The following is a 21,908-nucleotide window of genomic DNA, read 5'->3' as shown; positions in this document are numbered from 1 at the left end:
GTTTTCGCTTGTAAGAGTTAGCTCCATCCATCTGTTTTTTATAAGTAATTATAATTAAATCAGGCTCGTATCTGTTGAAGTAGTGAGAATGCTTCAGCAATTGAGTAGTGATGATTGCCTATAAAAAGTCCAAACTGATCAATGTGCTCGGCATTTTTTAGAGTGCCATGAACCTCGGAGTCAAAATATTTAACCACTTCATTTTTAGCAAAGTTTCCAGCGACAATAGGGCGGCATTCAAATCCGAGTTCATTTAGCTTTTGCACAAGCGACTTACGTGTCAGTTTGCTCCCGGGACGTATCACTAAGCTGAAGCCAAACCAACTGGACTTCCCGATTTCCAATTGAATGATGATGTCCGGATGATTTTCCATTGCTGCTTGTAGAAGGGCGCCATTTTTACGTCGTTCTTCAATTAATGTTGGAATGCGTTTAACTTGCTCTACACCCAGCGCGCCTTCTAGTTCTAATGGACGGACATTGTACCCAGGCAAAACAAAACGAAACGATTCTTCGAACGGATCGTCGCTTTTCTCGCTGCATACAAGATTTTGCTTTGGTAGGTTACGAGTCCAGCCATGTGCGCGCAGCGAGAGCAGAATTTGATACAGCTCTTCATCGTCGGTTACGATCAGGCCTCCTTCCATTGTTGAAATATGGTGGCTGAAAAATGAGCTGAAACTACCCATAACGCCAAAGGTGCCAGCTTGTTTACCATTATAGGTAGCTCCCATAGACTCGCAGTTATCTTCGATCAATACAATGCTGCGGTCACCGATGATCTCTTGAATACGTCCGAAATTATTTGGATTGCCAAGTAAGTTTACAGCCATGATGGCGCGGGTTTTGTCTGTCACTGCGAGTTGCAGTTGCTCAAGGTCGTAATTCAAGGTATGCAGATCGATATCAACAAACTTTATTTTCAGGCCATATTGGTAGAGCGGATAGTAGGTAGTGCTCCAAGAAACAGCAGGCACTATGACTTCATCGCCCCGTTGCAGTTTCAGCGTAGTGTTCTGCGTATAAAAAAGGGCTGCGACAATCAATAGGTTGGCGGATGAGCCGGAGTTCACCATGACACAATGTTTACTGCCTACGAACTGCGCAAAGTCTGTTTCAAATGCTTTTACCTTTTCGCCCATTGTAAACATACCAGTGGCGATAACACGTTGCATTGCATCGAGTTCTTCCTTCTCCCAAGAGGAAGCAGCAAGTGGATATTTAATACTCATTGGTGTTGCTCCAGATAATAGCTATAGGTTTTTTCGACGCCTTCTTGCAAGTTATGTTTTGGCTTCCAACCCCACAGTGACTGACGTTCAATATTTACTAGTTTACGCGCCATTCCAACCGGTTTGGTTAGGTTGTGCTCAAAGTGGCCCTTATATCCCATGACAGCGGCTGTAGCATGATAGAATTCATTGATTGAGTGATCGTACCCCACGCCTACGTTCATATAGGGAGGAAGCGAGTCGAAGTTTTTTATCGACTGCACAATGACATCTGCTAAATCACCACTATACATAAACTCGCGCCTAGCGGTTCCATCACCCCATATCTCGATCGATGGATTGTTATCTACTTTTGCAGTATGAATCTTATGAATGATGGCAGGTAGTAAATGTGAGTGCGCAGGATCGAATTTGTCAAAGCGACCAAAAATATTGCATGGGATTAATGTTTTGTACTGAAAGCTGGCGTCTTCGCGTGTGATGTATTCGCACAGACGTGCCGTTGCTACCTTCGCTAAGGCGTAGCCTTCATTAGTGGGTTCTAGTTCTCCCTTTAGGATCATTTCTTCGCTGAGGGGAGCGGAATGATTGCGTGGGTACATACACGAACTGCCGAGGTTTATCAGCCGTTTTACTCCAGCCAAACGGGCTGCCCACACAATGTTGCGGCCCATATCCAGGTTGTCCAACAGGAACCCGACGGGTTCTCTGATATTGGCCTGAATACCGCCCACCTTACCCGCCGCATGGGCGATCAACTCGGGCTTGAACTGTTCGAGATACACGCTGACCGCATTGAAATCACGCAAGTCCAACTCCGTGCTTCGAGGCGCGAGCACTTCAAAGTCATCTATATGTGAATGCTCAAGTAAATTGCGTCCGACCATTCCGCCGCCGCCTGTTAACAGTATTCGCATCTTGCTCATCTGATAGATTGCCAAATAAAGTTATTCGTTATAACTGAAGGTCGTGTAGCCATGCTGATTAATTAGCTCATCACGCTCAGCACTTTTTAGGTCCTCACGGACCATTTCACTAACAAGTTCGGCAAAAGTGATTTTTGGCGTCCAGCCCAGGATTGCTTTTGCTTTGGAAGCGTCACCGAGCAGCGTTTCCACTTCAGTTGGTCGGAAGTATCGTGGGTCGACCGCAACAATGAGTTTCCCTGCGTCGTTGTAGCCCTTTTCTTCTTCACCTTGGCCCTTCCAAGTGATGTTTATGTCAAGCTCTTGTGCCGCAGCATTAACGAAGTCACGTACGCTATATTGCACACCGGTTGCGATGACAAAGTCTTCAGGTGTTTCTTGTTGGAGCATAAGCCATTGCATTTCAACATAGTCTTTTGCATGTCCCCAATCTCGTAACGAGTCCATATTGCCGAGGTAGAGGCACTCTTGCAGGCCAAGTTTTATTCGAGCGAGTGCGCGGGTGATTTTACGCGTGACGAATGTTTCTCCACGGATCGGGCTTTCATGATTGAACAATATTCCGTTACAGGCGTAGATGCCATACGCCTCACGGTAGTTGACAGTAATCCAGTATGCGTATAGCTTCGCAACAGCGTAAGGGCTACGTGGGTAAAATGGGGTTGTTTCTTTTTGCGGAGTCTCTTGAACTAAACCATAAAGCTCTGAAGTGGACGCTTGGTAGAAGCGGGTTTTTTTCTCGAGACCCAGAATACGAATAGCTTCTAGAATACGCAGCGACCCCAGTGCATCCGAGTTTGCAGTGTATTCGGGCTCTTCAAAAGAAACGGCCACATGGCTTTGCGCCGCAAGATTGTAAATCTCATCCGGTTGAACTTTTTGAATGATGTGCGTCAGACTGGACGAATCGGTCATATCGCCGTGATGGAGAAAAAAAGGCAGGCCTTTGTCGTGGACATCATGAAATAGATGGTCAATACGAGCGGTGTTAAACAATGAGCTGCGGCGTTTAACGCCATGTACCTCATAACCTTTATTCAGCAAGAATTCAGCAAGGTATGCGCCATCTTGTCCTGTCACGCCAGTAATAAGTGCTTTCTTAGTCATTTGCTCTTCCATATGTTTTAAATTATAACGATGCCATGTCAGCCAAAAAGAGTACACAAGTTTGAATTCTAATAATTTTGAATCCAGTCATGTGTGTGACTTCAGGCGAAAGGTGAGGCGACAGGGATATACCCAGGACGTGTATTTCGCTGATATATAACTATCGTTACCTTCTATTGCAGAAAATCTTTTGAAGTTGCTGCGAAGAAGTGATATCTGATCGCATTCGAAGTGATTAGATGAAATGATTTGGATTGTTGAGTTTGATTTCATCGTTGATTTACTTTAAGCAAAGGCTTGGAAGTAGTCGGTAGCACTATATTCTTAATTTTCGAGGTGAAGCATAAGGCCATACGTGCCGACGATTGATGGGGGAAGCCTCTGAGTTTTCGTATAACGCGTATACGGCAGGTGGACTCATGATTTTCGTGCGGAGCCAAAAAATCTTCCGCGTTAACGGTAGGGATGTTGGATATCGCAAATTCGTATGTCACTCCGCCCACCTACTCGCAGGATTATCGCCATAGCTTACCCCACTTCCAGAGTCTGACAAATTTTAACTCATGCTAGCGCTCGGGACCATTTTTCGATGGCAATCTCCTTAGCGCGCTAGCCTCGGCGTTGAGTTCTCGGTGCAGGTGCCGGGTCAGCTGACGGGGGTCTTTAAGCGCCTATTTGGCACCTCACATACTTTGTAACTGCGCCTTTTTTGACAGTGTTCGTTCTTGGCCTAAGTTAGAAAAGCAGCTTCGGAAAAGCTGCTTTTCCCTCATCAATGTCATGGAGCGTCACCAATGCAAAACACCTACCTCACCTCCCTAATCTTCGCCTTCCTCACGACCCTCTCAGTCACCACCACCGCAGCCCCGTCCATCAAACCCGAAGCTCCAACCCCTATCACCGCCCAGATGACCAAGGTCGAGCAGTCCACCAAGGTCAACCTGAACACCGCCGATGCCGAGACCCTGCGTCGTGACCTCTTCGGTATCGGTGCCGCTAAAGCCCAGGCGATCATCGCCTATCGCGAAAGCAATGGTCCGTTCACGGCGGTGGATGAGTTGTTGGAAGTGAAGGGGATTGGCAAGGCGCTGCTGGAGAAGAATCGCGATAGGCTGGCCATCAACTGATTCATCCAGGAGGCCGGTCATTGATCGGCCTTTTTGCCCTCCGGGTTCTGCGTTTTCAGGCGTTCGCGCACCACGGCCATGATCTGTCTTGCCAATTGAGGGGCTTCAACACTCCTGGCCAGTACCAATGCGCCCACCAGTGTCGACATCATCACCAGGCTCTTTGCATCGCAACGCTCATCTCCCAATGCCGTTTCTATTTGCTTGAGCCTTGCGTTGAGTACCTGGTCTGTAGTCGCACTGGGCTGGCCTCGGAGCCCCAGTTCTGAACACATCGTTGGCAGCGGGCAGCCTTGGTCCGGGGAGGCCAGGTGCCATTCCGACAGGTAACTGTCGATAAACGCGCCCAGCGGCTGCTCCTGGCTGAACAGCATGTCGCAATGGGCGTCCAGGTCTGCGGCGGCCGCCTGCAGGGCTGTCTCCACCAGTTCGTCCTTGGATTTGAAATGCGCGTAAAAGCCGCCATGGGTCAGGTTCAACGCTTTCATCAGTGGCTGTAGGCCGGTGGCGTCGATGCCATCGCGGCGAAAGCGCGCAGAGGCTTCCGTGATGATGCGTTGGTGGGTCTGGGCTTTGTGGTTTTGTGAATAACGCATGGGGCATGCCTCGGTTACAGGCGGGCATTTTAACCAACTTGACCTTTTTTACACACTCGTCGGCATGCAAGGCGTTGGCATGAAATGTGATTACATCTAGACGGAGGATTGTTCAACAATCGTGAGGTGGTCATGACGCTCAGTTTGTCTTTAGCCGACCAGATTGCCCTGGAGCTGCGTGCCGACATCATTGCGGGGCGGTTATTGCCAGGCATGGCTTTGGTCGAGGTGGATCTGGTCAAGGCCTACAGTGCGTCGCGCAATACGATTCGCGAAGCCTTGCACCGTTTGGGGCAGGAGGGGTTGACCCGTTATGTGCGTAACAAGGGCGTTATGGTGCGGCGGTTGGAGCGGGAGGAAGTCCGCGATCTGTTTGTCGTCCGCCGTACCCTGGAGTTGCAGGCCATCGCCGGAAGCGATGCCTTGACGCACGAGCAATCCGAACGCCTGCAAAACGCCATTGACGCCACCACCCTGGCCCGTGAGCGCGAGGATTGGCGTGCGGTGGCCACCCACAGTTTGCTGTTCCATCAGCACATCGTCGGGTTGATGGGCAGCCCGTTGTTCGATGAGTTTTTTGCCCAGGTCATCGCCCAGTTGCGCCTGGTGTTTTGCGCCGCGCCTGATGAGCAACGTTTCCAGTCGCCCTGGCTGGAGCGTGACCGTGAGATTTATCAATGGCTGGTCGAGCAGGACAAACCGGCGGCAGGGGAGGCGATGAGCCTGTACCTGGATGATTCGGAACGCCTGTCCTTGGCCCTGTTTACCCACCCCTGATCGAGGATCTGCATCATGTACAAAGACTATCCGGCCGCTTATCAGGTCAGCAAGGGTTCGGCGTTGCAGGTCGACGCGGCATTTTACGAGCGCATTCGTGACCGAAAAGATCAGCGCAGCTTGATCGAGCAGTTCGAGGTACCGATTCGCACGGGCAGGGCGTGGAAGGTGCCCGCGGGGCATGTGTTTCGTGTCACCACGCCCGTGGGTCCGCAGGTGGGGGACTTCAATGTGTGGAACGCCAATGACCCCCGCGAACGTCTTTGGGCTGCACGTACCCGTCAGTTGCAGGGGGCGCATGTGAGCACTCATGATCGGCTATGGTCGAATCTGCCATTTCTAAGGCCACTGGTGACCATCACCGATGACAGCCTGGCCAGTTACGGCATCGATGAGCACGGCGGGCGTCTGCATGACTTGCTGGGGACACGGTGCGATCCCTATGTGAACCGCATGCTCACCGGCGAGGACTTCCATCACCATTGCCACTCCAACCTGACCCGCGCGGTATTACCCCACGGTCTGACGGAATTCGACGTGCATGACGTGCTGAATATTTTCCAGTGTACGGGCCTCAATCACGACGACATGTATTTCATGAAAGCCTGCCCGGCGCAGAAGGGCGATTACCTGGAGTTCTTTGCCGAGATTGATTTGCTCTGCGCGCTGTCGACGTGCCCGGGCGGGGATTTGTCGCTGCCGATGTGGGGGCCGGATGCGCAGGATCCGCTGACGGTGTGCCGTCCGTTGGGGGTTGAGATCTATCGGCTGGAGGACGAGTTGCTGGACGGCTGGAGCCAGCCGGAGCGTGCTGCCTATAAAGGGCAGCACGGGTTGCAGATTGCCAAGGCGGATTGGGAGTAAACGGTCCTAGCGGTCCTGCGCGTCCTTGGCGTCCGCCTGGGCATTGCGCTCGGCCACGCGCTTGCGTTGTTCGTCGGTGAGTTCCACCTTGTTGGCGCTGTCACGCAGCATCATCAGCCCTCCGACGATCGACCCAATCGCAACCACCATAATCAACCACGCATACCACGGCATAAGGCTCTCCTTGAGGCAGATTACCGTCGGAGAATTTTCCCACGGCAATAACTACTTTGAGTGACGGGCTTTCTGAGTAGTTCAGTGTAGGCCCGTTCTGCCTCGAAACCTTAGAGCCCGGTCAACATTGCATCTGCCGGTGCATCGGCACGATCCTGTGCGGTCATCTGGAAGTAGATGAAACCCACGGCCATAAAGCCGAGGAAGATCAGCCCGATCAGCGTGTTGAACCACGCCATGGCCACCAGGCACACCACGGCCAGCGCCAGCGCAATGCCCGGCACGATCGGATAACCCGGCGCGCGGAAGGTACGTTCCAGCAGCGGCTCGGTCTTACGCAGTTTGAACAGGCTGAGCATGCTCATGATGTACATCACGATGGCACCGAACACCGCCATGGTGATCATCGCGGCGGTCAATGTCATGCCACCCAGGTTGATCAGGCCATCGCTGTAGATGGCGGCGATGCCGACCACGCCGCCGGCGATGATTGCCCGGTGTGGTGTCTGAAAGCGCGATAATTTGGCGAGGAAGGAGGGCAGGTAACCGGCGCGGGCCAGGGCAAAGAACTGGCGCGAGTAGCCCAGGATAATGCCGTGGAAGCTCGCCACCAGGCCGAACAGGCCGATCCAGACCAGCATGTGCAGCCAGCCGGAGTTGTCGCCCACCACGGTTTTCATCGCCTGCGGCAGTGGATCGTTGATGTTCGACAGGGTGCGCCAGTCGCCCACGCCGCCGGCGAAGAACATCACGCCCATGGCCAGGATCACCAGGGTCAGGATGCCGCTGATGTAGGCCTTTGGAATGGTGCGCTTCGGATCTTTCGCTTCCTCGGCCGCCATGGCTGCGCCTTCGATGGCCAGGAAGAACCAGATGGCAAACGGAATTGCCGCAAACATCCCGGCAATCGCCGGGGCGCCGAAGGTATCGGAACCGGCCCAACCGTTCAGGGCAAAGTTGCTGAAGCTGAACGCGGGCGCGACCACACCCATGAACACCAGCAGCTCGGCGACGGCGAGCACGCACACCACCAGCTCGAAGGTCGCGGCGAGTTTTACGCCGAGAATATTCAGCCCCATGAACACGATGTAGGCACCGACGGCCGCATGCTTGGGGTCCAGGGCCGGGAACTGCACATTCAGATACGCGCCGATCGCCAGGGCGATGGCAGGCGGGGCGAAGACAAATTCGATCAGTGTGGCGAGGCCTGCGATCAAGCCGCCTTTCTCACCAAAGGCGCGACGACTGTAGGCAAACGGCCCGCCTGCGTGAGGAATGGCGGTAGTCAGCTCGGTGAAACTGAAGATAAAGCAGGTGTACATCGCGACGACCATCAGCGAGGTCACCAGGAAGCCCAAGGTCCCGGCCACGCCCCAGCCGTAGCTCCAGCCGAAGTATTCCCCGGAAATCACCAGCCCGACGGCAATGCCCCATAAATGCAGGGTGCCCAAGGTGGGTTTGAGTTGTGTGTTCATCGTGCTGCGCTCCCTGAACGGTTTGGAATGATTCAAGGTGTTGCAGCGGCCATGCCAGCCTGAGAATCATTGTCGTAAAGCGGCGCAACTGTCGTGTGGGGGATGGTTTGGCGTTTGAAATTTGCCGGCGTCGCACCAGTTAGGTGCGGCGGTCACGGTGCCGGCGCTATCGGGAGCAAGCCCCCTGCCACAGGTTGACTGGCGCTCGGCATGACAACGCGGTCAAGTGTGGGAGGGGGCTTGCTCCCGATAGCGCCCGCCCAGACGCCGAATACCCCCGTGTAAACCCCGCATAAACCCACTCTTTACGCCATCTTTACGCCCCGCACAGCCCGTCGCTCTCGTTCCTTTACGCCCCTCCTGCGGACAATTGCCCCACACGCGGCACTCGCCGCTAAACGGAGAGACTTCCATGAGCGTTCTGGACGGGGTGTCACTGCTATTGGCCGTGGCGCTGTTCATTTATCTGCTGGTTGCGCTGTTACGCGCGGATCGGAACTAGGAGCTGGCCATGCACAGTTATGACTATTGGCTGATCATTGCCTTCTTTGCCGTGGTACTGGTGCCGGCGCCGTTCCTGGGGCGGTTCTACTACAAGGTGATGGAAGGCCAGCGCACGTGGCTGAGCCCGGTGCTGGGGCCTGTCGAAAAAGCCTGTTATCGCCTGTCGGGGGTGGATGAACATCAGGAACAAAGCTGGCAGAAATACATGCTGGCCTTGCTCGCGTTCAACCTCGCGGGCTTTTTGCTGTTGTTCGCGATCCTGCTGTTCCAGGACTATCTCCCACTGAACCCGCAGAAATTGCCGGGCCAGGAATGGACCCTGGCCTTCAATACCGCGGTCAGTTTCATGACCAACACCAACTGGCAGTCCTACAGCGGTGAGGCATCCCTGAGCTACCTCAGCCAGATGGCTGGCCTGACCGTGCAGAACTTCGTCAGTGCGGCCACCGGCCTGGCCGTCCTGGTCGCGCTGTGCCGTGGGATCGGGCGCAAATCCGCCAGGACCCTGGGTAACTTCTGGGTCGACATGACCCGCGCGACGCTCTACGGCCTGCTGCCGTTGTGCCTGGTGCTGGCGCTGTTCCTGGTATGGCAGGGCGTACCGCAAACCTTCGCGCACTATGTGGATGCCGTGACCCTGCAAGGCGTGGATCAAGTGATCCCCCTGGGCCCGGCAGCCAGCCAGATTGCGATCAAGCAACTGGGCACCAACGGCGGCGGCTTCTTCGGCGTCAACTCGGCGCACCCGTTTGAAGACCCGACCGCCTGGGCCAACCTGTTCGAAGTGGCTTCGATCATCCTGATCCCGGTGGCGTTGGTATTCACCTTCGGCCACTACGTGAAAGACCTGCGCCAGAGCCGCGCGATCCTTGGCTGCATGCTGGCGCTGTTCCTGATCGGCGGCGCCACTTCCCTGTGGTCCGAATACCAGCCCAACCCGAGCTTGAATAACCCGGCCGTCGAGCAGACCGCACCGCTGGAAGGCAAGGAGGCGCGCTTCGGTACCACCGGCACCGTGTTGTGGTCGGTGACCACCACCGCGGCGTCCAACGGTTCGGTCAACGGCATGCAAGACAGCCTCAACCCCCTCAGTGGGATGGTGGCGCTGGTCAACATGATGGTCGGCGAAGTGATCTTCGGCGGCGTCGGCGCCGGCATGTACGGCATGTTGCTCAACGTGTTGATCGCGGTGTTCCTGGCCGGCCTGATGATCGGCCGCACCCCGGAATACCTGGGCAAGAAACTCCAGGCCAAGGAAGTGCAGTTGCTGGTCGTGACCCTGTTGGTGATGCCGGTGGGTGTGCTGGTACTGGGTGCCATCGCCGCGAGCCTGCCCGGCCCTGCCGGCGCGATCAGCAACCCTGGCCCTCACGGTTTCAGCCAGTTGCTGTACGCCTACACCTCGGCCAGCGCCAACAACGGCTCGGCGTTCGGCGGTTTCAGTGCCAACACGCCGTTTCACAACCTGATGCTGGGCCTGGGCATGTTGATCGGCCGCTTCGGCTACATCCTCCCTGTACTGGCTCTGGCCGGCAGCCTGGCGATGAAGAAGACCGCACCGATTGGCCAGAACAGCTTCCCGACCCATGGTCCGCTGTTCGTGACCCTGTTGACCGTGACTATTTTGCTGGTGGGCGGCCTGACTTTCCTGCCGACGCTGGCGCTGGGGCCCATCGCTGAACACTTGAGCATGGGCTTCTAAAAAGGGGATATGAACATGAATATGCCTGCAAAAAACGCGGCCCCGGTCAACACCCAGGAACCCGCCAAAACCGCCGTCTCTGCCCTGTGGCGCCCGGCGCTGGTCCAGGCGTTCGTCAAGCTGGACCCGCGCCAGCTGCAACGCTCGCCGGTGATGCTGGTGGTCGAGCTGACCGCCATCCTCACCACCGTGCTGTGCTTTGTGCCCGACACCGCCGTACCGACGTATGTGGCCGTGCAAATCGCCGTGTGGCTGTGGTTCACCGTGCTGTTCGCCAACTTCGCCGAAGCCTTGGCCGAAGGACGCGGCAAGGCCCGTGCCGACAGCCTCAAGGCCGGCAGCGAAGGCCTGAGCGCGCGGCGTAAGGAAGCCGATGGCAGCTTCAAGGTCGTGCCGGCCACCAGTCTGCGTAAAGGTGATGTGGTGCGTGTGGCCGCCGGGGAAATGATCCCCGGCGACGGCGAGGTCGTCGAAGGCATCGCAGCGGTCAACGAAGCGGCGATCACCGGTGAATCCGCACCGGTGATCCGCGAGTCCGGCGGCGATCGCTCGGCCGTCACCGGCAACACGCGGCTGGTGTCGGACTGGCTGCTGATCCGCATCACCGCCAATCCCGGCGAGTCCACCCTGGACCGCATGATCGCCCTGGTCGAAGGCGCCAAGCGTCAGAAAACTCCCAACGAAGTCGCGCTGGATATCCTGCTGATCGGCCTGACCCTGATCTTCCTGCTGGTGGTCGTGACCTTGCAGCCCTTCGCCCACTTCGCCAACGGCAGCTTGCCGCTGGTGTTTTTGGTCGCACTGCTGGTGACGCTGATTCCTACCACCATCGGCGGCTTGTTGTCGGCCATCGGTATTGCCGGTATGGACCGTCTGGTGCGCCTTAATGTGATCGCGAAGTCCGGTCGTGCCGTGGAGGCGGCCGGTGACGTGCATGTGTTGCTGCTGGACAAGACCGGCACCATCACCTTCGGTAACCGTCGGTGCGCGGCGGTGGTTGCGGCGCCTGGCGTCAGCGGCAAGGAGGTGGCCGAAGGTGCGTTGTTTGCTTCTTTGGCCGATGACACGGCAGAAGGCAAATCCATCGTCGAATACCTGCGGGCTCTGCACCCGCAGGCCGAGCCATCCCTGGATGAACTGACCGCGGTACCGTTCAGCGCCGAGACCCGCTTGTCCGGTGTCGACTACCAGGGCCGCGTGTTCCGCAAAGGCGCAGTGGATTCGTTGCTGGCGTTTATCGGCCAGCCACGCGGCGACCTGCAACCGGCATTGGCGCGGGAAATCGACAAGATCGCCCAGAGCGGCGGCACGCCCTTGCTGGTGTGTGCCGACGGCAAATTGCTCGGTGCGATCCACCTCAAGGACGTGGTCAAGCCCGGTATCCGCGAACGTTTCGCCGAGCTGCGCAAGCTGGGGATTCGCACGGTGATGGTCACCGGTGACAACCCGCTGACGGCCGCTGCGATTGCTGCCGAAGCCGGTGTGGATGACGTGCTGGCCGAAGCGACCCCGGAGAAAAAACTCGCGCGCATCCGTCACGAGCAAAACGACGGCCGCCTGGTGGCGATGTGCGGCGACGGTGCCAACGACGCCCCGGCACTGGCCCAGGCGGACGTCGGCATGGCGATGAACGACGGCACCCAGGCCGCCCGCGAGGCCGCCAACATGGTCGACCTCGACAGCGACCCCACCAAGCTGCTGGACGTGGTGCAGATCGGCAAGGAGTTGCTGGTGACCCGTGGCGCGTTGACCACCTTTTCCATCGCCAACGACGTGGCCAAGTACTTCGCGATCCTGCCGGCGTTGTTCGCCTCGATCTACCCGCAGTTGGGCGTGCTCAACGTGATGCACTTGCAGAGCCCCCAGAGCGCGATTCTCTCGGCCATCGTGTTCAACGCGCTGATCATCGTGGTGCTGATTCCCCTGGCGCTGCGCGGTGTGCGTGTGCAGGCCGCGAGTGCGGCGGCGTTGCTGCGGCGCAACCTGCTGATCTATGGCCTGGGCGGGTTGCTGGTGCCGTTCGTGGGCATCAAGGCGATCGACATGCTGCTGACCGCGCTGCACCTGGTGTGACCCGATGCCTGTGGGCACCACCCCGGTGCCCACAGGTTGCAAAGACCGAATTGAGGAATTTGAAATGTCCAACATAATCCGCTCGGCCCTGAGCCTGCTGGTGCTCATGACCCTGATCACCGGCGTGGCCTACCCACTGGTGGTGACCGGTGTCGCCCAAGTCGCCTTCCCGGACCAGGCCAACGGCAGCCTGGTGCGCGATGCCGGCGGCAAGGTGCGTGGCTCCAGCCTGATCGCCCAGGAGTTTACCGGTGACAGCTGGTTCCATCCGCGCCCTTCGGCGGGGGCCTTTGCGACGGTTTCCAGCAGCGCCAGTAACCTCGCCCCCAGCAACCCGGCCTTGGCCACCCGCGTGTTCGATGACGCGAACAAACAGTTGGTGCCCGGCCAGGGCCCGGTGCCTTTGGTATCGCTGACTACCTCCGGCAGCGGTCTTGATCCACACTTGCCACCCCAGGCGATTGCCTATCAACTGGCACGGGTGGCTGCCGCGCGAAATGTGCCGGTATCGACCCTGCAACGATTGATGGATGAACATATCGAAAGCCCGCTGGTGGGGCCGCCGGTGGTGAATGTGCTGGCGCTGAACATGGCGTTGGAAAAGCTGTAACCCGATCAATATCTGAAGGACACTGCCCGCATGAGCGACTCCGGCCGCGCCGATGCCCTGCTAGCCGATCTACCCCGGGACGGCCGTGGCCGGCTCAAAGTTTTCCTCGGCGCTGCGCCGGGTGTGGGCAAGACCTACGCCATGCTCCAGGCTGCCCACACCCAATTGCGCCAGGGCGTCAAACTGATCGCCGGCGTGGTTGAAACCCACGGCCGCGCCGAGACCGAAGCCTTGCTCAGCGGCCTGCCGCAACAACCGCTGTTGCGCAGCGAATACCGTGGCGTGATGCTCGAAGAAATGGACCTCGACGGCCTGCTCGCCGCCAAGCCCAAGCTGGTGCTGGTGGACGAACTGGCCCACAGCAACGCCCCCGGCAGCCGCCATGAAAAGCGTTGGCAAGACATTCAGGAACTGCTCGCCGCCGGCATCGACGTGTTTACCACGGTCAACGTCCAGCACCTGGAAAGCCTGAATGACCAGGTCCGCGGCATCACCGGTGTGCAGGTTCGCGAAACCTTGCCGGATTGGGTGTTGCAGGAGGCCGACGAACTGCTGTTGATCGACCTGCCGTCCCGCGAACTGCTCGAGCGTCTGCGCGACGGCAAGGTGTATGTGCCGGAGCAGGCCCGCGCCGCCATCGATGCGTTCTTTACCCAGACCAACCTGATGGCCCTGCGCGAGCTGGCGATGCAGACCGCCGCCGCCCATGTCGACGACGATTTGGCCCAGGGTTATCGCCAGCTCGGCCAGGCGGCGCCGGCGGTACGTGGGCGTTTGTTGGTGGGCGTGGATGGCGATGCGCAGGCCGAACGCCTGGTGCGCCATGCCAGTCGCGTCGCCCAGCGTCGGCATTTGCCGTGGAGCCTGGTGCATATCGACAACGGCCGTGCGCGGGATGAGCAGGCCCGCCTGCGCCTGCAAAACGCCCAGCAACTGGCCGAGCGCCTTGGCGGCGAAGTGGTGCTGCTGCGGGCGGGGGAGGTGGCCAAGACCTTGATCCAGCATGCCGCCGAACGCCGTGCCAGCCTGCTGTTGGTGGGGCAGTCGCGAATGCGTTGGCGGCGTCGCCTGTTCGGTGGCGGTTTGGCGGCGCGCCTGTTGCGTAATGCCCGGGGCTTGGAAATCAACGTCCTCGACAGTGACGATGTGCCCGCAGCCCCACGCCTGCCGGATGTGCGCGGCCTGGTGTGGTTCGATTACGCCTTGGCTGTGGTTGCGACCATCGTCGCCGCCGCTGTGGCCTGGGCCGTGGCAAGCGCGCTGCCGTTGCCCAATATCTCGCTGGTGTTTCTTGCCGCCGTGTTGCTGGTGGCGGTGCGCAGCAGCCTGGGGCCGTCCCTGGTGTGTGCGGCGTTGTCGTTCCTGACCTATGACTTCCTGTTTATCCCGCCGAATTTCTCCTTCGCCATCCAGCGCGAAGAGGACGTGCTGACGCTGTTGTTCTTCCTGCTGATGGCGGCGCTCACCGGCAATCTTGCCGCGCGCCAGCGCCGTCAGTTGCAGGCATTGCGCGACACCCAGGAAGAAACCGGCGAACTGCTCGACCTGTCGCGCAAACTCACCGCCGCCACCGACCGCCAGGCGGTGATCAGTGCCGCCGCCCACCATCTGGAAGGTTGGAGCGACCTGGATCTGTGCCTGGTCAATCGCGACGGCCAGGGTGGCTGGAAGGTCGAGACCGGCGGCCCGCTGACCTTCACCGAAGCCGAGCGTGCTGCGGCCGATTGGGCCTGGCAGCATGACCAGCCGGCAGGCATGGGCACCGGCACCTTGCCGTTCGGGCGCTGGTGGTGGTGGCCGTTGTCGGGCGAAGAAGGCCCGCTCGGGTTGCTCGGCGTCAGTGCCAAGCCGGGCCTGGAATTGAGCGGCCAACGCCGTCGCTTGCTGACCGCCTTGAGCCAGCCCCTGGCCCAGGCCCTGGCGCGGGCACAGTTGGCCCAGGAGCTGGAATCCGCCCGTTTGCATGGCGAAACCGAGCAACTGCGCAGCGCCTTGCTGGCGTCGGTGTCCCACGATTTGCGCACACCGTTGACCTCCATGCGCGGCAGTATCGACAGCCTGCTGGCGCTCGGCGAAGCCATCCCCCTGGAGGATCGCCGCGAGTTGCTCGAAGGCACCCGCGATGAGGCCGAGCGCCTGGACCGCTATATCCAGAACCTGCTGGACATGACGCGACTGGGCCATGGCGCGCTGAAGCTGGCGCGGGACTGGGTGTCGCCCGGCGATATTGTCGGCAGTGCGCTCGGGCGTTTGCGCGCGGTGTTGGCACCTCTGCAGGTGAGCACCAATGTGCCGGCGGAGTTGCCGTTGCTCTATGTCCATGCTGCGTTGATCGAACAGGCACTGGTCAATGTGCTGGAAAATGCCGCGCGCTTTTCACCGCCCCACGGTCGATTGCAACTGAGCGCCGGCGTCTCGGATAACCGATTGTTTTTCGCCGTGGCGGATGAGGGGCCCGGTATTCCTGAGGATGAGCGGGCGAAGATCTTCGACATGTTCTACACCGCCGCACGCGGTGATCGAGGCGGGCAGGGAACCGGCCTCGGCCTGGCGATCTGCCAGGGCATGGTCGGCGCCCATGGTGGGCATATCAGCGTGGCCGATGGCATTGAGGGGCGCGGTACCTGTATCACGCTGTTCCTGCCATTGCCGACACAGCCTGGCCTGGAAGGCGAGGCGTGAGCTACCCTGTTTTCTCTACGGATGTTGATTGGACGCCATGAGCCAGACCGCGACGATTTTAGTCATTGATGACGAACCGCAGATCCGCAAATTCCTGCGCATCAGCCTGGCCTCCCAGGGCTACAAAGTGATCGAGGCCGGTACCGGCAACGAAGGCCTGGCCCAGGCTGCGTTGAGCAAACCCGACTTGCTGGTGCTCGACCTGGGCCTGCCGGACATGGACGGCCAGCAGGTGTTGCGCGAGTTTCGTGAGTGGTCGACGGTGCCGGTACTGGTGCTGTCGGTGCGGGCCAGCGAAGGACAGAAGGTCGAAGCCCTAGACGGTGGCGCCAATGATTATGTCACCAAGCCCTTCGGCATCCAGGAGTTCCTGGCCCGCGTGCGCGCCTTGTTGCGCCAGGCGCCGGTGGGCGAGACCCAGGAAGCGGCGTTGCAGTTTGGCCCGTTGACGGTGGACCTGGCCTATCGCCGCGTGCTGCTGGACGGCGCCGAGGTGGCACTGACCCGCAAGGAATACGCGGTGTTGGCACAACTGGCGCGGCATCCGGGACGGGTGATTACCCAACAGCAACTGCTCAAGGACATCTGGGGGCCGACCCACACCGACGACAGTCACTACCTGCGGATTGTGGTGGGGCATCTGCGCCAGAAGCTGGCGGATGATCCGACCCAGCCGAGGTTTATCGTGACCGAGGCGGGAGTGGGGTATCGGTTGTTGAGCGCCTGAGGCGATCTGTCAGCCTCTCTGTGGTTCTGTGGTTCTGTGGTTCTGTGGTTATGTGGGTTATGTGGGTTATGTGGGTTATGTGGATTCTGTGGTGAGCGGGCTTGCCCCGCGCTGGGCTGCGTAGCAGCCCCAAAACCAGGCCCAAAGGAGTACCTGACACTGCGCGTTCCTCATTGAGTGGGGCCGCTGCGCAGCCCAACGCGGGGCAAGCCCGCTCACCACGGCTCTAGCGACACGGCTGTCTCAGCGCTGCTCACTCTCATAGCGATCCAGGGTATCACTGGCAATTTCCCGCCCAAGTGCGATCAACTCCGGCGCCTTGTAGAACTCGAAAAACCGGCACACCCGCTTCGGCACGTTGATCAGTACATCCGGCGGGTAGCCAGCGATCTTGTATTGCGCCAGCGAAGTCTGCATCACCTCGAAACTCTGGTTGATCAGATCCAGCAATGACGCCGGCCCGACGTTATCGATGATGAATGAACCGGTGGCCGACTTCGGCGCCCCCGGCTTTTCCGGTGCGGCGGCAGGTTGCTGGGATTCGGGTTCGGCCGACTCCAGCCACGGATTGATCTCGGCCGCCTGGGCCTGCAAGGCTTCCTGCTCAAGTTTCATCAACTGCTCGGCCTGCTTGCGGCGAAACGGCAGGTGCGAACCCAGTGATTTCGCCAGGCTGTTGAAGCGGCTCTTGAACGCCGGCGGGCGCTGGATCACAGGCAACTGGTAGTGTTTCTGGTTGGTGGCGTTGAGGTTGACCGCGATGATCAAGTCACAATGGCTCGACACCACCGGCACGATCGGCAGCGGGTTGAGCAGGCCGCCGTCCACCAGCATGCGGTTGCCTTGCATCACCGGGGTGAACAGGCTGGGAATCGCTGCCGAGGCGCGCATGGCCTGGTGCAGGCAGCCTTCCTGGAACCAGATTTCCTGTTGGTTGGTCAGGTCGGTGGCAACGGCGGTGTAGGGGATGCGCAACTCCTCTATATTGATCTCGCCGACGATCTTGCGGATCTGCCCGAAGACCTTTTCGCCACGAATCGCCCCAAGGCGGAAACTCACGTCCACCAGGCGCAGCACGTCGAGGTAGTCGAGGCTTTCAATCCAGTTTCGATACTCGTCCAGTTTGCCGGCGGCGTAGATCCCGCCCACCACGGCACCCATGGAGCAACCGGCGATACAGGCGATGTCGTAGCCGCGCCGTTCGATTTCCTCGATCACCCCGATATGGGCGTAGCCCCGGGCCCCGCCGGAACCCAACACCAAGGCAACACGTTTCTTCATGGTCGATGTCCTTCATAAACGGGGGCCCACAATGCGCCTATTTTGGGGGCCGCTTCAATCTTCGTTGCGCCTGGCAATATTTTTCAAGAATAGCGCCCAGGCTCGGGTATGCTCTGGCAATAGGTACTACCGATTTCAGGCTAAGGACAAGGCACTTTTTCTTGTAGGCAACGTCTACAGCGTACGACTGTTTTTCTTTATTTTGAGGTGTCATCGATGAAAGCCTGGATGTGTGTGCCTGTGATCATGTTGGCCCTGGCGGGTTGTGCCGGGAAAACCGCATACCGCGACAGCTGTGGCTCGCAATTGGATGCCGCCTGGAAAGAGCTCGACCTGGCCAAGGCCGAAGGTTTTGCCGGCACCGTCAGCTACTCCAAGGCCTTGTCGTTGTTGACTGGCGCCAAGACCCAGCAGCAATTCGAGGCGTTTGAAGGCTGCTCCAACAAGGCCGAAAAAGCTCGGTTCTATATTCGTGAGTCGCGCGCCGGGCGTTAACGTGCAGCGCAGAGTGGGATTTTTCATCTGAGAGTGAGGGCAGGATGTCAGCTTTGGTCGATCAGTTAGTCGCTCAGGTCATTGGCCTGGAAGTAGGGTTACTGAGTTGCCAGGCTCGCCTCGCTGCCGTCACCGATGATGAAGCCCTGCACGATCTGCGCACCACCGTGCGCCGCCTGCGCAGCCTGTTACGTCCTTTGCGCGGGCTGCCGGGTGTAGAACAGCTTGAATTGGCCGCCGGTACGGTCGGCCAGTTGACGACGCCGCTGCGCGACCGAGAGGTGCTGGCGGCGTATTTGCATCAGCATGGTTATCACGAGGCCGCAGATCGACGCCTGCGCCTGCAACCCGACGCCTATCGCCAGGTGGCGCAAGGCCCGGAAGTTGCCCATCTGCTGCTGATCCTTGATGCATTCCCGCGCTTTATCCGCGCCTCGGAGCACCAGAAATTGCTCAGGGGTTTGCGACCGCGCATCGAGAAGCGCCTGGCCAAGCAATGGCAGAAACTCGATCAGGCGCTGAAAGACCCAGACCATGATCGCCACCGTCTGCGCTTGTTGATCAAGCGTGTGCGCTATGCTGCCGAGGCTTACCCCCAACTGGATAAGTTGCCCGCCAATGCCCTGCCACGCCTGAAGAAAGCCCAAGCGGCACTGGGTGATTGGCATGACTGCTGGCAATGGTTGGCCCAGGCCGAACATCAAGCCGATCTGCAGCCCTGTGTTGCGATTTGGCATCGCACCATGGCCAAGGCCGAAGGGCAGGCGGATCGCGTGCTGGACAAACTCAGCGCGGATTGTTTCTAAATCGGTCCGGCTTTTGGCCGGAATAAGCGCTGTACCTTGGCTGCGCGCTGGTTAAGATCGCCCATCTGTTTCTTTTGATGTGAGGTCGCCATGCGCTTTAGTGATTTGCTCGACGCTGCCCGAAGCAACCCGCTGGATGTCACCATTCCCGCTGAATGGGCCCAGGGCCGTGCCACGTTCGGTGGCCTGGTTGCTGCGTTGCAATACGAAGCCTTGCGCGCCGAGGTGCCGACGGACCGCCCATTGCGCTCGCTCGCGATCACCTTCGTTGGCCCGGTCGCGCCCGATGTACCTGCCAGCTATCAAGTCGAAGTGTTGCGTGAAGGCAAGGCGGTCAGCCAGCTGCTCGGCCGCGTCGTGCAGAACGGTGACGTGGCGACCCTGGTACAGGCCAGTTTTGGCGCATCCCGCGAGTCGGAAATCGATGTGGCGAGCGAACCGCCGCCGACGTTCAAGCACTGGGATGAATGCCAGGAACTGCCCTATATCAAAGGTGTCACGCCTGAATTCATGCGCCACCTGGCGATGCGCTGGAGCGTTGGCGGTTTGCCGTTTACCGGTAATAAATCCCGCGAGATGGGCGGTTGGGTTCGCTTGCGCGGGGATGTGAAGGAGGAACCGCTGACCGAAGCGCATATCCTCGCCCTGGTCGACGCCTGGCCACCGGCGTTACTGCCGCACCTGAAAAAGCCCGCTCCGGGCAGCACACTGACCTGGACCATCGAATTCATCCAGCCCTTGCAGGAGTTGACGACCCTGGACTGGTGCCAGTACTACGTCAGCATCGAACATGCGCGCGACGGCTACGGTCACGCCGCCGCCGCGCTGTGGAGCCCAACCGGCGCGTTGATCGCCCTTAGCCGCCAGACCGTGGTGGTCTTCGCCTGATCGTCAGTGACGGTGGCGCAGCCGCCAGGCACGCCACCAGCCACCGCTCAACACAAAGCGCGGGAACGTCAGGAACTGCTCGACCACCAGGCGCTGTACTGCGTCTTTACGATCACTGAACGGCTCACCGGCCTCGGCTTCCAGGCTATGGCCATGACGCTGCAACGCCAGGCCAGCGAGGATGCCGACTACGCCAATGGCGAAACTGGCCAGGCTCAGGCTGAACACTCCGGACACAATCAACAGAAACCCGATGATAAACAGCGGCACGGCAATCAGGTGCAACGCCAGGTTGGTCGGGTGCTGATGGTTTTGCGGGTAGTTACGCCATTGCCAGGCGGGGAGATTGGGATGACGTTTGCCCATGATGGTGAACCCTCTGTCCGTTGAAATAACATGGGGAGAGTTTAGGTGGGGGTGGGCGGGTGGGCGAATTGGGGTTGGCTATAGCGCTCATAGTTTCTGTTATGTAAATCATCTAACCCTTTCTCCCATCTATTCTAAAAAACTTATGCTGGCCAGCTATGATCTCCTGGTTCAGGACAATTTATATAAACTGACGGCCCAGCCATAGACAGCCACTTTGATTTAAATTCAATAGAGGCATTTTCTGATTTTGCGTTGAAAATAAAGTGCTCGTTTTCTCGCGTTATTTTCGCAATGAAAATTTCCCGGCGAGGAAGATTGGTTATCTGCAGGTTACTTATTGCGTTACAGGTTAGTCCAATCCTGCATGTGTTGTATCCTTTGTCCTCCCATTTTGGAGGTAAAAAATCTGGAAAGTCTGGTATGTCAAAACCAATGCTGAGAGAGGGTTGGTCGTTTTCTATCGTCAGAGAGTGTATATAAATCTCGCGAATTTCAATTGGACGACTGAACAATTTATTAAAAAATATGGTTCCTTCAAGATCATTCCAATGCTTCATTTTTTATCCTTAAATGGGTAGTGGTCTTTTGTTCCCGGGACTTTGCCGGTTCGCGGTGTATCAATTGGGCGTAGGTTGAAGTGAGAGCCTTGATCGCCTGCTCCGTTTTGAGCACCGAAATTATGCCCTGCTGAATGGTCTTGTATTAGTATTTTGGAACCATCGGCTCTCGTATATTGGTAGACCCTCGTCTTAATCGGTTTTCCAGAATTGTCTAAAATTGTTTTTTCATTTATATCTGACATTTTCACAGTGTTGTATTGTTTTTTTGCGCCAGAACCCGCGTCGATAAATACATCGGGTTGTTGCGATGTCGGTATATTGGCGTCTCTTTTTGCTTCGCGGAATGCTCCTTTACGAGATACATAAGGTGCGTGAGGTTCAACAGGTATTGCGCAGGTTGGATTTTTCTTTACTACGCCGGTGCAACGGGCATTCAGTCCGAGTGGATCTACCCAACCCGTAGGGTTAGGCACGTACTGGTACGCGTTGATCCCACCCGCCAACTTCACCGGATCAGGCGTCAGGTAACACCCAATATCCGGATTGTAGTAGCGATGACGGTTGTAGTGCAGTCCGCTTTCCTGATCGAAGTACTGACCCTGAAAACGTAGCGGGTTGTCGATTGTGCCTTTGTCGAGTCGGCTGATCTGGCCGTAGGCGCGGTAGTGCGCGGACCAGACGATTTCGCCGTCGGGGTCGGTGAGTTCCTGCGGCGTGCCGAGGTGGTCGAGTTGGTGGTGATAGGGCTTGGTGTCTTTTGGGCCGAAGCCTTCCAACAGAACCAGCGGGCGAAAGTTGTCCGGTTCATAGAGATAGCTGCGATGACGATCCGCATGGTGCTCGGCAATCAGCCTGTCGCCTTGCCAGAAAAACTCCGTGGTTAGGTCGTCCACGGTTTTGCTGATGCGCCGCCCAAACGGGTCGTAGCGGTAA

The 21,908-nt window shown here is 58.2% G+C and carries 22 protein-coding genes; 12 read left to right on the top strand and 10 right to left on the bottom strand.

The features are described 5' to 3' along the window. Positions 1 to 59 precede the first annotated feature (59 nt). The 3 genes from V3W40_RS00110 to gmd are packed head-to-tail and all read right to left on the bottom strand — an operon-like array spanning position 60 to position 3,265. Positions 60 to 1,232, bottom strand: a complete 1,173-nt coding sequence (locus V3W40_RS00110) for a DegT/DnrJ/EryC1/StrS family aminotransferase (protein WP_330214205.1) — start codon at positions 1,230 to 1,232, stop codon at positions 60 to 62. After that, positions 1,229 to 2,158 carry a GDP-L-fucose synthase family protein gene (locus V3W40_RS00105; protein WP_330214204.1) on the bottom strand — a complete coding sequence of 310 codons (930 nt, stop codon included), beginning with the start codon at positions 2,156 to 2,158 and terminating at the stop codon, positions 1,229 to 1,231. Before V3W40_RS00105 ends, V3W40_RS00110 begins: the two co-directional genes overlap by 4 nt. A 21-nt stretch (positions 2,159 to 2,179) precedes the next feature. Continuing rightward, positions 2,180 to 3,265: a GDP-mannose 4,6-dehydratase gene (gene gmd, locus V3W40_RS00100; RefSeq protein ID WP_330214203.1), complete on the bottom strand. Its 1,086-nt coding sequence runs from the start codon at positions 3,263 to 3,265 to the stop codon at positions 2,180 to 2,182. Between the two features lie 794 nt (positions 3,266 to 4,059). Here gmd and V3W40_RS00095 point away from each other — a divergent pair. Further along, a complete protein-coding gene (locus V3W40_RS00095; RefSeq protein WP_027604151.1) occupies positions 4,060 to 4,392 on the top strand; it encodes a ComEA family DNA-binding protein in 333 nt (110 codons plus the stop codon). Between the two features lie 17 nt (positions 4,393 to 4,409). On the opposite strand, the gene V3W40_RS00090 is transcribed toward V3W40_RS00095, so the two are convergent. Further along, positions 4,410 to 4,988 (bottom strand): TetR/AcrR family transcriptional regulator, encoded by a 579-nt coding sequence (locus V3W40_RS00090; RefSeq protein ID WP_323147144.1) that lies wholly within the window; start codon positions 4,986 to 4,988, stop codon positions 4,410 to 4,412. A 132-nt stretch (positions 4,989 to 5,120) separates the two neighbouring features. On the opposite strand from V3W40_RS00090, the gene V3W40_RS00085 reads away from it, so the two are divergent. Continuing rightward, positions 5,121 to 5,765, top strand: coding sequence for a GntR family transcriptional regulator (locus tag V3W40_RS00085; protein WP_065947449.1), 645 nt, complete (start codon positions 5,121 to 5,123; stop codon positions 5,763 to 5,765). Positions 5,766 to 5,780: 15 nt separating this feature from the next. After that, entirely contained in the window at positions 5,781 to 6,629 is an 849-nt protein-coding gene (locus tag V3W40_RS00080; RefSeq protein WP_027604148.1) for an urea carboxylase-associated family protein, read from the top strand. Positions 6,630 to 6,635: 6 nt separating this feature from the next. Here the strand turns inward: V3W40_RS00080 and V3W40_RS00075 are convergent, their stop codons facing one another. Both V3W40_RS00075 and eat read right to left on the bottom strand, forming a co-directional pair. Further along, positions 6,636 to 6,803, bottom strand: a complete 168-nt coding sequence (locus V3W40_RS00075) for a DUF2897 family protein (RefSeq protein WP_003172675.1) — start codon at positions 6,801 to 6,803, stop codon at positions 6,636 to 6,638. Positions 6,804 to 6,913: 110 nt separating this feature from the next. After that, entirely contained in the window at positions 6,914 to 8,278 is a 1,365-nt protein-coding gene (gene eat / locus V3W40_RS00070) for an ethanolamine permease (protein WP_330214202.1), read from the bottom strand. 412 nt (positions 8,279 to 8,690) lie between these two features. Between eat and kdpF the strand changes: the two genes are divergently transcribed. The 6 genes from kdpF to V3W40_RS00040 all read left to right on the top strand — a co-directional run bounded on the left by kdpF (position 8,691) and on the right by V3W40_RS00040 (position 16,576). After that, positions 8,691 to 8,780 (top strand): K(+)-transporting ATPase subunit F, encoded by a 90-nt coding sequence (kdpF, locus tag V3W40_RS00065; RefSeq protein WP_003218754.1) that lies wholly within the window; start codon positions 8,691 to 8,693, stop codon positions 8,778 to 8,780. Positions 8,781 to 8,789: 9 nt separating this feature from the next. Beyond that, positions 8,790 to 10,484 (top strand): potassium-transporting ATPase subunit KdpA, encoded by a 1,695-nt coding sequence (gene kdpA / locus V3W40_RS00060; RefSeq protein WP_027604146.1) that lies wholly within the window; start codon positions 8,790 to 8,792, stop codon positions 10,482 to 10,484. Between the two features lie 15 nt (positions 10,485 to 10,499). After that, entirely contained in the window at positions 10,500 to 12,557 is a 2,058-nt protein-coding gene (kdpB, locus tag V3W40_RS00055; RefSeq protein WP_371921653.1) for a potassium-transporting ATPase subunit KdpB, read from the top strand. Between the two features lie 64 nt (positions 12,558 to 12,621). After that, positions 12,622 to 13,167, top strand: a complete 546-nt coding sequence (gene kdpC / locus V3W40_RS00050; protein ID WP_330214201.1) for a potassium-transporting ATPase subunit KdpC — start codon at positions 12,622 to 12,624, stop codon at positions 13,165 to 13,167. 30 nt (positions 13,168 to 13,197) lie between these two features. Continuing rightward, entirely contained in the window at positions 13,198 to 15,849 is a 2,652-nt protein-coding gene (locus V3W40_RS00045) for a sensor histidine kinase (RefSeq protein ID WP_065928094.1), read from the top strand. A 37-nt stretch (positions 15,850 to 15,886) separates the two neighbouring features. Continuing rightward, the gene (locus V3W40_RS00040) at positions 15,887 to 16,576 is read left to right on the top strand and encodes a response regulator (protein ID WP_027604142.1); all 690 of its coding nucleotides are present in this window, start codon (positions 15,887 to 15,889) and stop codon (positions 16,574 to 16,576) included. Positions 16,577 to 16,819: 243 nt separating this feature from the next. Here the strand turns inward: V3W40_RS00040 and V3W40_RS00035 are convergent, their stop codons facing one another. Beyond that, positions 16,820 to 17,857 carry a patatin-like phospholipase family protein gene (locus V3W40_RS00035; RefSeq protein WP_065947440.1) on the bottom strand — a complete coding sequence of 346 codons (1,038 nt, stop codon included), beginning with the start codon at positions 17,855 to 17,857 and terminating at the stop codon, positions 16,820 to 16,822. A gap of 216 nt (positions 17,858 to 18,073) precedes the next feature. On the opposite strand from V3W40_RS00035, the gene V3W40_RS00030 reads away from it, so the two are divergent. The 3 genes from V3W40_RS00030 to V3W40_RS00020 all read left to right on the top strand — a co-directional run bounded on the left by V3W40_RS00030 (position 18,074) and on the right by V3W40_RS00020 (position 20,046). Further along, positions 18,074 to 18,352 carry a hypothetical protein gene (locus V3W40_RS00030; protein ID WP_003172685.1) on the top strand — a complete coding sequence of 93 codons (279 nt, stop codon included), beginning with the start codon at positions 18,074 to 18,076 and terminating at the stop codon, positions 18,350 to 18,352. Positions 18,353 to 18,396: 44 nt separating this feature from the next. Next, the gene (locus tag V3W40_RS00025) at positions 18,397 to 19,158 is read left to right on the top strand and encodes a CHAD domain-containing protein (protein WP_141605850.1); all 762 of its coding nucleotides are present in this window, start codon (positions 18,397 to 18,399) and stop codon (positions 19,156 to 19,158) included. A 90-nt stretch (positions 19,159 to 19,248) separates the two neighbouring features. Then, entirely contained in the window at positions 19,249 to 20,046 is a 798-nt protein-coding gene (locus tag V3W40_RS00020; protein ID WP_330214200.1) for an acyl-CoA thioesterase, read from the top strand. Positions 20,047 to 20,049: 3 nt separating this feature from the next. Here V3W40_RS00020 and V3W40_RS00015 read toward each other — a convergent pair whose 3' ends face one another. From V3W40_RS00015 to V3W40_RS00005, 3 genes are all read right to left on the bottom strand, one after another. Beyond that, positions 20,050 to 20,412 carry an Mpo1-like protein gene (locus V3W40_RS00015; RefSeq protein ID WP_027604139.1) on the bottom strand — a complete coding sequence of 121 codons (363 nt, stop codon included), beginning with the start codon at positions 20,410 to 20,412 and terminating at the stop codon, positions 20,050 to 20,052. A gap of 143 nt (positions 20,413 to 20,555) precedes the next feature. Further along, positions 20,556 to 20,972 carry an Imm50 family immunity protein gene (locus V3W40_RS00010; protein WP_092489999.1) on the bottom strand — a complete coding sequence of 139 codons (417 nt, stop codon included), beginning with the start codon at positions 20,970 to 20,972 and terminating at the stop codon, positions 20,556 to 20,558. Beyond that, positions 20,969 to 21,908 (bottom strand): RHS repeat-associated core domain-containing protein (locus V3W40_RS00005; protein ID WP_330214199.1); only part of this gene is annotated, 940 nt, incomplete at its 5' end. The genes V3W40_RS00005 and V3W40_RS00010, both read right to left, overlap by 4 nt.

It is taken from the genome of Pseudomonas sp. AM8, from assembly GCF_036346475.1.
Lineage (GTDB): Bacteria > Pseudomonadota > Gammaproteobacteria > Pseudomonadales > Pseudomonadaceae > Aquipseudomonas > Aquipseudomonas marginalis.
This window is presented reverse-complemented; position numbering and strand designations above follow the sequence as displayed.

Bases quoted from the DNA above. Each gene is read 5' to 3' on its own strand.
- V3W40_RS00105 (WP_330214204.1), bottom strand. From the start codon at position 2,158: ATGAGCAAGATGCGAATACTGTTAACAGGCGGCGGCGGAATGGTCGGA.
- V3W40_RS00110 (WP_330214205.1), bottom strand. From the start codon at position 1,232: ATGAGTATTAAATATCCACTTGCTGCTTCCTCTTGGGAGAAGGAAGAA.
- V3W40_RS00045 (WP_065928094.1), top strand. From the start codon at position 13,198: ATGAGCGACTCCGGCCGCGCCGATGCCCTGCTAGCCGATCTACCCCGG.
- kdpF (WP_003218754.1), top strand. From the start codon at position 8,691: ATGAGCGTTCTGGACGGGGTGTCACTGCTATTGGCCGTGGCGCTGTTC.
- V3W40_RS00040 (WP_027604142.1), top strand. From the start codon at position 15,887: ATGAGCCAGACCGCGACGATTTTAGTCATTGATGACGAACCGCAGATC.
- kdpA (WP_027604146.1), top strand. From the start codon at position 8,790: ATGCACAGTTATGACTATTGGCTGATCATTGCCTTCTTTGCCGTGGTA.
- V3W40_RS00015 (WP_027604139.1), bottom strand. From the start codon at position 20,412: ATGGGCAAACGTCATCCCAATCTCCCCGCCTGGCAATGGCGTAACTAC.
- V3W40_RS00095 (WP_027604151.1), top strand. From the start codon at position 4,060: ATGCAAAACACCTACCTCACCTCCCTAATCTTCGCCTTCCTCACGACC.
- V3W40_RS00080 (WP_027604148.1), top strand. From the start codon at position 5,781: ATGTACAAAGACTATCCGGCCGCTTATCAGGTCAGCAAGGGTTCGGCG.
- V3W40_RS00020 (WP_330214200.1), top strand. From the start codon at position 19,249: ATGCGCTTTAGTGATTTGCTCGACGCTGCCCGAAGCAACCCGCTGGAT.
- kdpB (WP_371921653.1), top strand. From the start codon at position 10,500: ATGAATATGCCTGCAAAAAACGCGGCCCCGGTCAACACCCAGGAACCC.
- gmd (WP_330214203.1), bottom strand. From the start codon at position 3,265: ATGACTAAGAAAGCACTTATTACTGGCGTGACAGGACAAGATGGCGCA.
- V3W40_RS00030 (WP_003172685.1), top strand. From the start codon at position 18,074: ATGAAAGCCTGGATGTGTGTGCCTGTGATCATGTTGGCCCTGGCGGGT.
- V3W40_RS00035 (WP_065947440.1), bottom strand. From the start codon at position 17,857: ATGAAGAAACGTGTTGCCTTGGTGTTGGGTTCCGGCGGGGCCCGGGGC.
- eat (WP_330214202.1), bottom strand. From the start codon at position 8,278: ATGAACACACAACTCAAACCCACCTTGGGCACCCTGCATTTATGGGGC.
- V3W40_RS00010 (WP_092489999.1), bottom strand. From the start codon at position 20,972: ATGAAGCATTGGAATGATCTTGAAGGAACCATATTTTTTAATAAATTG.
- V3W40_RS00085 (WP_065947449.1), top strand. From the start codon at position 5,121: ATGACGCTCAGTTTGTCTTTAGCCGACCAGATTGCCCTGGAGCTGCGT.
- V3W40_RS00025 (WP_141605850.1), top strand. From the start codon at position 18,397: ATGTCAGCTTTGGTCGATCAGTTAGTCGCTCAGGTCATTGGCCTGGAA.
- V3W40_RS00090 (WP_323147144.1), bottom strand. From the start codon at position 4,988: ATGCGTTATTCACAAAACCACAAAGCCCAGACCCACCAACGCATCATC.
- kdpC (WP_330214201.1), top strand. From the start codon at position 12,622: ATGTCCAACATAATCCGCTCGGCCCTGAGCCTGCTGGTGCTCATGACC.
- V3W40_RS00075 (WP_003172675.1), bottom strand. From the start codon at position 6,803: ATGCCGTGGTATGCGTGGTTGATTATGGTGGTTGCGATTGGGTCGATC.